Annotated in this window: 11 protein-coding genes; all 11 read left to right on the forward strand. The window is 71.8% G+C overall.

The window, feature by feature from the left end; translation table 11 throughout:
- The first annotated feature begins 2 nt into the window (after positions 1-2).
- The 11 genes from BLP38_RS04615 to BLP38_RS04665 all read left to right on the forward strand — a co-directional run bounded on the left by BLP38_RS04615 (position 3) and on the right by BLP38_RS04665 (position 11714).
- Positions 3-827: an ABC transporter permease gene (locus BLP38_RS04615; protein ID WP_091353592.1), complete on the forward strand. Its 825-nt coding sequence runs from the start codon at positions 3-5 to the stop codon at positions 825-827.
- Complete coding sequence (gene acs / locus BLP38_RS04620) at positions 824-2839, forward strand: acetate--CoA ligase (protein ID WP_091359535.1); 2016 nt, start codon at positions 824-826, stop codon at positions 2837-2839. The genes BLP38_RS04615 and acs overlap by 4 nt, the downstream gene beginning before the upstream one ends.
- 30 nt (positions 2840-2869) lie before the next feature.
- On the forward strand, positions 2870-4207 hold the full coding sequence (locus tag BLP38_RS04625; protein ID WP_091353595.1) for an O-acetylhomoserine aminocarboxypropyltransferase/cysteine synthase family protein: 1338 nt from the start codon (positions 2870-2872) through the stop codon (positions 4205-4207).
- Entirely contained in the window at positions 4204-4782 is a 579-nt protein-coding gene (locus tag BLP38_RS04630) for a CoA-binding protein (RefSeq protein WP_091353598.1), read from the forward strand. Before BLP38_RS04625 ends, BLP38_RS04630 begins: the two co-directional genes overlap by 4 nt.
- Before the next feature lie 104 nt (positions 4783-4886).
- Positions 4887-5141 carry a DNA-directed RNA polymerase subunit omega gene (rpoZ, locus tag BLP38_RS04635; protein WP_064002061.1) on the forward strand — a complete coding sequence of 85 codons (255 nt, stop codon included), beginning with the start codon at positions 4887-4889 and terminating at the stop codon, positions 5139-5141.
- A gap of 116 nt (positions 5142-5257) precedes the next feature.
- Positions 5258-6451, forward strand: a complete 1194-nt coding sequence (gene metK / locus BLP38_RS04640) for a methionine adenosyltransferase (protein WP_091353602.1) — start codon at positions 5258-5260, stop codon at positions 6449-6451.
- A gap of 5 nt (positions 6452-6456) precedes the next feature.
- Positions 6457-8406 (forward strand): hypothetical protein, encoded by a 1950-nt coding sequence (locus BLP38_RS04645; protein ID WP_091359538.1) that lies wholly within the window; start codon positions 6457-6459, stop codon positions 8404-8406.
- A gap of 8 nt (positions 8407-8414) precedes the next feature.
- Positions 8415-9347, forward strand: a complete 933-nt coding sequence (gene fmt / locus BLP38_RS04650; protein ID WP_091353604.1) for a methionyl-tRNA formyltransferase — start codon at positions 8415-8417, stop codon at positions 9345-9347.
- Positions 9344-10699 carry an RsmB/NOP family class I SAM-dependent RNA methyltransferase gene (locus BLP38_RS04655; protein ID WP_091353607.1) on the forward strand — a complete coding sequence of 452 codons (1356 nt, stop codon included), beginning with the start codon at positions 9344-9346 and terminating at the stop codon, positions 10697-10699. Before fmt ends, BLP38_RS04655 begins: the two co-directional genes overlap by 4 nt.
- A 15-nt stretch (positions 10700-10714) precedes the next feature.
- Positions 10715-11398: a ribulose-phosphate 3-epimerase gene (gene rpe / locus BLP38_RS04660; protein WP_091353610.1), complete on the forward strand. Its 684-nt coding sequence runs from the start codon at positions 10715-10717 to the stop codon at positions 11396-11398.
- A gap of 52 nt (positions 11399-11450) precedes the next feature.
- Positions 11451-11714: a phosphoribosyl-ATP diphosphatase gene (locus BLP38_RS04665; RefSeq protein WP_018186764.1), complete on the forward strand. Its 264-nt coding sequence runs from the start codon at positions 11451-11453 to the stop codon at positions 11712-11714.
- The last annotated feature ends 26 nt before the right edge of the window (positions 11715-11740 follow it).

The following is an 11740-nucleotide window of genomic DNA, read 5'->3' on the forward strand; positions in this document are numbered from 1 at the left end:
CGATGACGGCATCCGTCGACACGACCGCCACCGCTGCCGCGCCCTCGGGTGCCGCGGCGGTGCGGCCGTTCTGGTCCCGGACGAGTGTCCGCGTCGTGGGCGGCCTCGTCGTCCCGCTGGCCGTCCTCGCCCTCTGGCAGGCGGTGACGGCGTTCGGCCTCATCCCGACGTATCGTCTGCCGGCTCCGATCGACGTCGTCGGCGCCGCCGTGCAGCTCGGCGACTCGGGTGTGCTGTGGGGGCACATCGCGATCTCGGTGCAGCGCGTGATCCTCGGCTTCTCGATCGGTTCGCTCGTGGGGCTCGCCGTCGCGGCCGTCGTCGGGTTGACCCGCGCGGGCGATGTGCTCCTCAGCCCGATCCTGGCCGCGTTCCGTGCGATCCCGTCGCTCGCCCTCGTCCCGTTGCTCCTGCTCTGGATGGGAATCGGCGAAGAGCCGAAGGTCACCCTCGTCGCGATCGGCGCCTTCTTCCCGGTCTTCACGACCGTCGCAGGGGCGCTCCGACACGTCGATCCTCACCTCGTCGAGATGGGGCGTTCGTTCGGATTGCGCGGCGGGGCGCTGTTCCGCTCGGTGCAGTTGCCGGCGACAGTCCCGGCACTCGTCTCGGGTCTGCGGTTGGCTCTGGCGCAGGCGTGGCTCTTCCTCGTCGCGGCGGAGCTGATCTCGGCCTCGATGGGGCTCGGATACCTGCTGACCGACTCGCAGAGCACGGGTCGCGTCGACCGCATCTTCTTGGCGATCGTGATCCTCGCGGCCCTCGGGACCCTGTCGAACGCCCTCGTCACGCTGCTCCAGCGACGCGTCCTGAGGAAGTGGACGTGAGCGGCCCGGACATCGACGAGGTCCGTCTCGTCGAGAACCGCACCTATCCCGCACCGGCCGACTTCTCGGCGGAGGCCAACGTGACCGCCTCGGCGTACGTGGACGCGTCGGCGGATCCGACCCGGTTCTGGGAGACGGCGGCCGCGCGCCTGGACTGGGTCGCGCCCTGGCACACCGCGCTCGACTGGCGCCCGCCCGTCCGCGACGCCGACGGTGAGCTGTCGATCCCCGCCGCGCGCTGGTTCGACGGCGGCACCCTCAATGTGGCCGTGAACTGCGTCGACCGCCACGTCGCTGCCGGCCTCGGTCAGAAGGTCGCCCTCCACTTCGAGGGCGAACCGGGAGATCGCACGACGGTCACCTACGCCGACCTGCAACGCCGCGTGTCCCAGGCGGCGAACGCGCTCGTCGCTCTCGGCATCCAGCCCGGCGACCGCGTCGTCGTGTACCTGCCGGTCCTCGTCGAGACCGTCGTCATCGCGCTCGCCTGCGCGCGCGTCGGTGCTGTTCACTCTCTCGTCTTCGGGGGGTTCTCGGCCGAGGCTGTGCGGTTCCGGCTCGAGGACACCGGCGCGAAGCTGCTCGTCACGAGCGACGGGCAGTTCCGGCGCGGGGGAGCGGTCGAAGTCAAGTCCGCCGCGGATACCGCCGCAGCAGGCCTTCCCGAGCTCGAGCACGTCCTGGTCGTCCGACGGACGGGGAACGAGGTCGAGTGGACCCCGGGGCGCGACGTCTGGTGGCACGACGTCGTCGACACCGCGTCGACGGTCCACGACGCCGCGGCGTTCGAGGCCGAGCATCCGCTCTTCATCATCTACACGTCGGGCACGACCGGGAAGCCGAAGGGACTCGTCCACACGTCGGGCGGATACCTCACCCACGCGAGCTGGGCCCACTGGGCGCACTTCGACGCGAAGCCTGACGACGTTCACTGGTGCACCGCCGACCTCGCGTGGGTCACCGCTCACACCTACGAGATCTACGGTCCGCTGTCGAACGGACTCACGCAGGTCATCTACGAGGGCACTCCCGATGCGCCCCACCGGGAGCGCCACCTCGAGATCATCGAGCGGTACGGCGTGTCGGTGTACTACACGGCCCCCACCCTCATCCGCACCTTCATGACCTGGTTCGGCGAGGGCCTCCCCGAGGGCCACGACCTGTCGAGCATCCGTCTTCTCGGCACCGTCGGCGAGGCGATCAACCCCGCCGCGTGGGCATGGTTCCGCCGCGCCTTCGGGCGCGACGAAGTCCCCGTGGTCGACACGTGGTGGCAGTCGGAGACCGGCGCCGCGATGATCGCGCCGCTGCCGGGAGTCACGACGCTGAAGCCGGGATCAGCGACCGTGCCGCTGCCTGGGATCGACGCCGCCGTGGTCGATCCCGACGGGCGAGAGGTCGAGCCGGGCAGATCCGGCACGCTCGTCGTCCGTCGTCCCTGGCCCGGGATGGCGCGGACCGTCTGGGGGAACCCCGAGCGCTACCGCGACTCCTACTGGTCGACCTATGCCGGCCACGGCGAGCACGGCGGGTACTACGTCGCGGGCGACGGAGCGACGCGCGACGCCGACGGCCACATCTGGATCCTCGGCCGCCTCGACGACGTCGTGAACGTGTCGGGCCACCGGCTGTCGACGATCGAGATCGAGTCCGCCCTCGTCGCGCACGCCGCGGTCGGAGAGGCGGGGACCACCGGAGTGGTCGACTCGCTGACCGGCCACGCCGTCGCCGCCTTCGTCGTGCCGTCCGGCGCGGGGGAGCCGGATGCCGGGGAGCTCCGCGCGCACGTGGCGCGCGAGATCGGGCCGATCGCCAAGCCGCGGCATGTCGTCGTCGTGCCCGATCTCCCCAAGACCCGCTCGGGCAAGATCCTCCGACGCCTCCTTGCCCAGCTGTGGGAGGCCGAACAGGACCGCCGGGCGGGCCGCGAACCCGCGCCCCTCGGCGACACCACATCGCTGCAGAACCCCGATGCCGTCGCGCGTATCGCCGCCGCCCTGGCGGCGGCGTGACCGGCGGCATCCATCCGCCAGAAAGAGATCATGACTGACGAACACCGCTTCGGCTTCCGCACGCGCGCGCTCCACGCCGGCGGCACCCCCGATGCCGCCACCGGCGCCCGCGCCGTGCCGATCTATCAGACCTCGTCCTTCGTCTTCGACGATGCGACGGATGCCGCGAACCTGTTCGCGCTGCAGAAGTACGGCAACATCTACTCGCGCATCGGCAACCCCACCGTCGCGGCACTCGAAGAGCGCCTCGCATCGCTCGAGGGCGGCATCGGAGCGGTGGCCACCGCGTCGGGGATGAGCGCGGAGTTCATCACATTCGCCGCGCTCGTCGGCGTCGGCGACCACGTCGTCGCTTCGGCGCAGCTCTACGGCGGCACGGTCACGCAGCTGGACGTCACGCTCCGCCGATTCGGGGTCGATACGACCTTCGTCGCCTCCAGCGATCCGGCCGATTATGCGGCGGCCATCCGGCCCGAGACGAAGGTCCTCTACGTCGAGACGATCGGCAACCCGTCGGGCGAGATCGCCGACATCGAGGGGCTCGCCGAGGTGGCTCATGCCGCCGGCATCCCGCTCGTCGTCGACTCGACCCTCGCGACTCCCTACCTCGCGCGACCGCTCGAGCACGGCGCCGACATCGTCATCCACTCGGTCACGAAGTTCCTCGGCGGACACGGCACGACCCTCGGCGGCGTCGTGATCGAGAAGGGGACCTTCGACTGGGGGAACGGCAAGTTCCCGCAGATGACCGAGCCGGTCGCCTCGTACGGCGGCATCACCTGGTGGGACAACTTCGGTGAGTACGGCTTCCTCACCAAGCTCCGGAGCGAGCAGCTCCGCGACATCGGAGCCGCCCTCAGCCCGCACTCGGCTTTCCTGCTGCTGCAGGGCATCGAGACCCTGCCGCAGCGCATCGACGCGCACGGTGCGAACGCGCGGATCGTCGCCGAGTGGCTCGACTCCGACCCGCGCGTGTCCTTCGTCACGTGGGCGGGCCTCCCTGATCACCCCCACCGCGAGCGGGCGGAGAAGTACCTCCCGCTCGGTCCGGGGTCGGTCTTCGCGTTCGGCGTGAAGGCCGGAGGCGATGCCGCGAGTGACGAGGAACGCGTCGCCGCGGGTCGGCGAGCGGGCGAGGCCGTCATCGACGCGCTCCAGCTCGCCTCGCACCTCGCCAACATCGGCGATGCCCGAACCCTCGTCATCCACCCCGCCTCGACGACGCATCAGCAGCTCAGCGCCGACCAGCTCGTCGCCGCCGGTGTGCCGGCTGACCTCATCCGCATCTCGGTGGGTCTCGAAGACCCGGAGGATATCGTGTGGGACCTCGATCAGGCCCTCACCGCCGCGACAGGAGTCTCCCGATGACCGACGCGAACGCCTGCGCCGTGCCCCAGCCCGCCCCGACCGAGGGAGCCGCGTGTGCGCTTCCCGGCGCGGCTCCGGCCGTGCACGCGGAGCGCACCTGGCCCGCCGCCGGTCCCCAGGAGCGGTTCGAGATCCTCCGCCGTGCGAAGACCATCGCGATCGTCGGCGCGTCCGACAACCCGGCGCGCGCGAGCTACTTCGTCGCGACCTACCTGAGCGGCAGCTCGCCGTACGACGTGTACTACGTCAATCCGCGGGCGAGTGAGATCCTCGGCAAGCCCGCCTACGCGTCGCTCGCGGACCTGCCCGTCGTCCCCGACATCGTCGACGTCTTCCGCAAGCACGACGACCTGCCCGGCGTCGCGCAGGAGGCGGTGGATGCCGGGGCCTCGACGCTCTGGCTGCAGCTCGGCTCGTGGCACGAGGGCGCCGCGAAGATCGCCGCCGACGCAGGGCTGTCAGTCGTCATGGACCGGTGCGTCAAGATCGAGCACGCGCGCTTCCACGGCGGGCTCCACCTGGCGGGCTTCGACACCGGGGTTCTCAGCTCGAAGCGGCAGCTGCTGAGCCGCTGACGCGGCGCGCGCCGGCGCGTCGCGACCTGTAGACTGAGAGGATGCCGCGCCGCTTCAGAGTGCGCTCAGGCAGACAACTCGCTCACCGATCCTGGAGGACCACCATGGCCAACCGTGACCAGGGCATCATCGACCCGCCCATCGACGCACTGCTCGACAAGGTCGACTCGAAGTACCAGCTCGTGATCTACGCATCCAAGCGCGCGCGTCAGATCAACGACTACTACTCGGACCTCCACGAGGGGAACCTCTTCGACAACGTGGGCCCGCTCGTCGACTCGAACGTCGAGGACAAGCCCCTGACGATCGCCCTCCACGAGATCCACGAGGACAAGCTGCGCCTGCGCGCGGCCGAGTGACCTCGAGCTCATGACCCGGGCGCCACACGGCGTCATCCTCATGCCCGCGTGTCCCCCGTGTCGGGGACCGCGGGCATGATGGTTTTCACACCCCCGATCCGCCCTCTGGAGGACCGATGAGCGCGCTGCGCCTGTTCACGTCGGAGTCTGTGACCGAAGGTCACCCCGACAAGATCTGCGACCAGATCTCCGACAGCATCCTCGATGCCCTCCTCGCCGTCGACCGCGGCAGCCGCGTCGCCGTCGAGACGCTCGTGACCACCGGACTCGTCCACGTCGCCGGCGAGGTCCGCACCGACGGGTACGTCGACATCCCGGGGATCGTCCGCCGCGTCGTGAACCGCATCGGGTACACCTCTTCCGAGACCGGCTTCGACGGCGACTCGTGCGGTGTGACGGTGTCGATCGGCGAGCAGTCGGGCGACATCGCCGCGGGCGTCGACAACGCGCTCGAGCACCGCGAGGGCGGTTCCGTCGACCCCGTCGACGCGCTCGGCGCGGGGGACCAGGGCATCATGTTCGGCTACGCGACGAACGAGACGCCCTCGTACATGCCGACCGCGATCTGGACGGCTCACCGGCTGGCCGAGCGGCTAACCGACGCGCGTCGCAGCGGCGCGCTGCCGTTCCTCCGTCCCGACGGCAAGACGCAGGTGACCCTCGGCTACGACGGCACGACGCCGCGAACCGTCGACACGGTCGTCCTCTCCACCCAGCACCACCCCGACATCTCGCTCCCGGCCCTCCGCGCTGCGGTGCAGGCCGAGGTCATCGACCCCGTCCTCGCGCAGACGGGGCTCGACGTCTCGGGCGTGCGTTATGTGATCAACCCGGCCGGACCCTTCGTCGTGGGCGGCCCGAAGGGCGATGCGGGCCTGACCGGACGCAAGATCATCATCGACACCTACGGCGGCGCCGCGCGTCACGGTGGCGGGGCCTTCAGCGGCAAGGACCCGTCCAAGGTCGACCGCTCGGCGGCGTACGCGATGCGCTGGGTCGCAAAGAACGCCGTCGCGGCAGGGCTCGCCGACCGCCTCGAGGTACAGGTCGCCTACGCCATCGGCCGTGCCGCCCCCGTGGGGCTGTACGTCGAGACGTTCGGAACGGGGCACGTCTCGGACGAGAAGATCACCGCCGCGATCCGGCAGTCGTTCGACCTCCGGCCGCAGGCGATCATCGACGACCTCGACCTCCTGCGTCCCATCTACGCCCAGACCGCCGCCTACGGACACTTCGGGCGCGAACTGCCCGAGTTCACATGGGAGCGCACGGACCGCGTCGACGCCTTGCGGGCCGCCGCCGGGCTCTGACGCCCGTGATCGCCGTCGCGCGGATCCTCCTCGATTCGCCGGTTCCCCAACTCGATCGACTCTTCGACTACGCCGTACCGGGCGCCCTCGACGCCGACGCCCAGCCAGGCGTGCGGGTGAAGGTCCCGCTGCGCAGCGCCGGGCGGATGATCGAGGGCTGGGTCATCGAGCGGGCCGAGGTCGAACCCGGCGGGCGGCCGCTGTCCGAGGTGGCGTCCGTCGTCTCGCCGGTGCCGGTGCTCCCGGCATCCCTCTACGCACTGGCGCGTCGTGTCGCCGACCGGGCAGCCGGTTCGGCGAGCGACATCCTGCGCCTCGCGGTGCCGAAGCGGATGGTGCGGGCCGAGAAGGCCTGGCTCGCCGCCGATCCGCCCGAGGTGCCGCAGGTGGATCCGGATGCCGCGACCCGCGCCCACGCGCTCGCATCGCCCTATCCCGGGCTCGCCGATGCCGTCCTGTCGGGGGAGCGGGTGGCGATCGACGCCCCGCCGCATCCGACTCCCGGAGCCCTCCGCGGAGCCTGGGCGGACCTGCTCGCGAGCCTCGCCGCGCTGGTCCTGGGCAGCGGCCGGAGTGCGCTTCTCGTCGTCCCCGACCACCGCGACCAGACGCAGCTCCTCGACGCTCTCGCGGCCCTGGTCCCTGGAGACGCGATCGTCCGCGACGACGCCCGGCGCTCGGGGCCGGAGCGATACGCGACGTACCTCCGGATGCTGAGCGCCGCTCCCTGCATCGTCGTCGGGAACAGATCCACCGTGTACGCACCCGCCCACGATGTCGGCGCGGTCTTCGTCTGGGACGACGGCGACACGCTCCTTGCCGAGCCGCTCAGTCCGGGAGTCCACGCACGCGATGCCGCGCTCGTCCGTCAGGAGGAGGAGCACTCCGCGCTCGTCTTCGCGGGGCACACGCGCACGACCGACGTCGAGCGTCTCGTCCAGCTCGGGTGGGTGCGGGAGCTCCCTGCGTCGCGCCGGGTCAGTCCGCGGGTCGTTCTGTCCGCCACGCACGAGGCCGAGCACCGCGGTGCCCGGGTCCCCTCGGCCGCCTTCGGCGCGGCGCGGGAGGCGTTGCAGCACGGGCCGGTGCTCGTCCAGGTCGCCCGGCCCGGGTACTCGCCCGTCCTCGTCTGCGCGGAATGCCGCACCCCCGCCCGGTGCCGGCACTGCTCCGGCCCGCTCCGGGCCCGCCGACCGGGGGCGACGCCGGACTGCGGGTGGTGCGGCCGGTCCGCGCCGAATTGGACGTGCGCCAACTGCGCCGGCACACGCTTCCGGATGGCGTCGTCGGGGAGTGAGCGGACGGCGGATGAACTCGGTCGGGCGTTCCCCGGCATCCGGGTCATCGTCGCCGACGGCGACCATCCCGTCGCGTCCGTCGACGGCAGGCCTGCCCTCGTCATCGCCACGCGCGGAGCGGAGCCCCCGGCGGAGGGCGGCTACCGTGCCGTCATCCTCCTCGACGGCGACAAGATGCTCATGGCCGAGCAGTTGCGGATCGGCGAATCGTGCCTGCGGTGGTGGTCGAACGCCGCCGCGCTCGCGGCTCCCGGCTCGCCCGTCCACCTCGTCGGTGTCACGGGACCTGTCGCCCGTGCCCTCGCGACGTGGACCCACGCCGCCTACGCCCGCGCCGAGCTCGCGGACCGGGCGCCGCTGCTCATGCCCCCGACCGTTCGGGTCGCCGCTGTCGACGGGGCCGCGGCATCCGTCGACCGTGCCCTCGCGGAGCTGCGCGAGGCCGTTCCCGAGCTCGGTCCGCTGTCGGTGCTCGGGCCTGTGCCCACCGAGGACGGCTCGCGCGCCCTCGTCCGGGTGGACTACGCGCACGGCCGCACGGTCGCCGAGCAGTTGCGCGCCTCGGTCGTGGCGGACGCGGTCCGCGGTCGACGCCGGGGTCCGGGGCCCCGGACTACACTCAGGGTTCGGCTCGATGTGCCCGAGCTCGATCTGTGAGGACCTGCATGCGCGTCGTTTTCGCCGGAACCCCCGAACCGGCCGTCCCGTCCCTCCGCGCCCTCGCGGCCTCGTCCCACGAGGTCGTCGGCGTCGTCACGCGACGCGACGCTCCCATCGGTCGCAAGCGCGTCCTGACGCCCTCGCCGGTCGCGGTCGCGGCGGAAGATCTCGGGCTCCCGGTCGTCAAGGCGGACCGCCTCGACGACGCCGCGACGGCCGAGATCGCCGCGCTCGGCGCGGACCTGGGCGTCATCGTCGCCTACGGCGGGCTGGTGCGCGAACCGCTCCTGTCGACACCGCCGCACGGCTGGATCAACCTGCACTTCTCGCTCCTGCCGCGCTGGCGCGGCGCGGCGCCCGTGCAGCACGCGCTCATCGCCGGCGACCGCGTGACCGGCGCCGTCGTGTTCCAGCTGGTCCCCGCCCTCGACGCCGGTGACGTCTTCGCGGAGCTCCGTTACGACGTCCCGCGCGGTGCCACGGCGGGAGACGTGCTCGCCGACCTGGCTGCGTCGGGTGCGGAACTCGTCACGTCCGTCGTCGACGCGATCGCCGACGGTTCCGCGATCACGACGCCCCAGGTCGGCGAACCCACCCTCGCCCCGAAGCTCTCGCAGACCGACGGCGCTCTCGACCTCGCCGAGCCCGCCGACCGCGTCCTCGACCGCTTCCGCGGGACGACGCCCGAGCCCGGTGCCCACGTGTCGCTCGACGGTCAGCGGGTGAAGGTGCTCGCCGCGCTCCGCGGACCCGACGCTTCTCTCGAGACGGGACAGGTCGCGCTCGTCGGACGCGACGTCGTCGCCGGGACGGGGGAGGGAACCGTCCTTCTCCGGACGGTCCAACCCGCCGGCAAGGGGGCCATGAAGGCGGCTGACTGGTGGCGCGGGCTCCGCTCCGACGATCCCCGCATCGACCTCCCCGGAGCGGCCTCGTGAGCGCCGCCCGCGACGTCGCGTACGCGGTCATCCGCTCGGTTGGCGAGGACGACGCCTACGCGAACCTGCTCCTGCCGCGCGAACTCGAACGCGCTCGACTGTCGACGGCGGACGCCGCCCTCGCCACCGAACTGACGTACGGCACGCTCCGCCGTGTCGGGACCTACGACGCGATCATCGAGATGGCGGCATCCCGACCCGTCTCGGGGATCGACGCGCCCGTCCTCGACGCCCTACGACTCGGCACGCACCAGCTCCTCGCGACCCGCGTCCCCGCTCACGCCGCCGTCCACGAGACGGTCGACCTCGTCGGCCGCGTCGCGGGTCGGCGCGCGACGGGGTTCGCCAACGCCGTCCTCCGCCGCGTGTCGGAACGGGACGAGGAGGAGTGGCTGACCCGCATCGGGGATGCCGCCCGCTCCGACGACGAGCGCCTGGCCGTCCGGTTCGCGCACCCCGTCTGGATCATCCGCGCCTTCCGGCGCGCGCTGGCCGCCGAGGGACGTGCCGACGAACTCCTGGACCTGCTGGCGGCGGACAACGCGGCGCCGACGGTGACCCTCGCCGCCCTGCCGGGCGTCGGGTCGATCCCGGACGACGAGGAGCGCACCCCGTTCTCGCCCATCGGATTCCGACTTGCCGGTGGTGACCCGGAGCGGATCGTCAGAGGCTCGGGCGGTGCAGTCCGCGTGCAGGACGAGGGATCTCAGCTCGCGGCCCTCGCCCTCTCCCGTGCCGTCCCGGTCCGCGCGGGGGAGCAGTGGCTCGACCTCTGCGCCGCGCCCGGCGGCAAGACCGCCGTGCTCGCCGCCGAGGCGGCGGCCGCCGGCGCGACCCTCGAGGCGAACGAGCTGTCCGCGGCCCGCGCACGACTCGTCCGCCAGTCCGTCGCCGCGGTCCCGCTCGAGGTCCCCGTGTCGGAGGAGGACGGCCGCATCCGCGCGGGCCGAGGCGTCTACGACCGAATCCTCGTCGACGCCCCCTGCACCGGTCTCGGCGCGCTCCGGCGCCGCCCCGAAGCGCGGTGGCGGAAGGCCCCGGCCGACGTCCCCGAACTCACCCAGCTGCAGACCGAACTCCTCACCGCGGCGTTCGACGCACTGGCCCCCGGCGGGGTCGTCGCCTACGTGACGTGTTCGCCCCACCTCGCCGAGACCGCGGGCGTCGTGTCAGAGGTCGAACGCCACTTCGGCGACGCCCTCACGCAGCTCGACACACGCGCCGTCCTCCGGCAGGTCGCCGGCGATGCGATCGATCTCGCGGAGCCTGCGGACGGATCGGGACGCGCCCAGCTGTGGCCTCACCGCCACGGCACCGATGCGATGTCGATCTGGCTGCTCCGGAAGAACTGAGCGGGCACCGGGATAATGACTGACGTGGCCGATTCCGACGTACGCATCAATCCCAGCATCCTCGCCGCCGACTTCGTGAACATGCAGGCGGAGCTCGCCCGCATCGCGTCGGCCGACTTCGTCCACGTCGACGTCATGGACAACCACTTCGTCCCGAACCTGACGTTCGGCCCGCAGATGGTCGAGCGGATCCAGGCGACGAGCCCCATTCCGCTCGACGTCCACCTCATGATCAGCGACGCCGACCGCTGGGCTCCCGAGTACGCCGAGATCGGCGCGGCATCCGTCACGTTCCACCTCGAGGCCGCCGCCGAACCCGTCGCCCTGGCCCGTCGGCTCCGACAGATCGGTGCGCACGCCGGCGTCGCGGTCAAGCCCGCGACCCCCGTCGAGCAGCTGTTCGACGTCCTCGACGAGTTCGATCAGATCCTCGTCATGACCGTCGAGCCGGGCTTCGGCGGGCAGAGCTTCATGGCGGACCAGATGCCCAAGCTCCGCCGGCTCAGTGACGAGGCCCGACTCCGCGGGTCGCAGGTCTGGCTCCAGGTCGACGGCGGCATCGGCGAGTCGACCATCGCGCAGGCTGCGGATGCCGGTGCCGACACGTTCGTGGCGGGCTCGGCCGTCTTCGGTGCCGAGGACCCCGGAGCGGCGATCAGCGCCCTCCGCTCGGCTGCGGCATCCGCTCACCGGCACTGACTGGAGCGTCACGGGGACCGGCCGCTAGCGACGGCCCGGTACCCTGGAGGGTGTGAAGACCTTCGACGCACTGTTCTCCGAGCTGAGCGAGACTGCGGCGAGCCGTCCCGAAGGATCGGGCACGGTCGCGCAGCTGGACCGCGGCGTCCACGCCATCGGCAAGAAGATCGTCGAAGAGGCCGCTGAGGTCTGGATGGCCGCCGAGTACCAGTCCGACACCGAGACGGCCGAGGAGATCTCGCAGCTGCTCTACCACCTGCAGGTGATGATGCTCGCGAAGGGCCTGACGCTCGAGGACGTATACCGACATCTCTGATCGGTCCCTCGTCCCGTCCGCCCACC

It is taken from the genome of Microbacterium sp. LKL04 (genome assembly GCF_900102005.1).
Classification (GTDB): Bacteria; Actinomycetota; Actinomycetes; order Actinomycetales; family Microbacteriaceae; genus Microbacterium.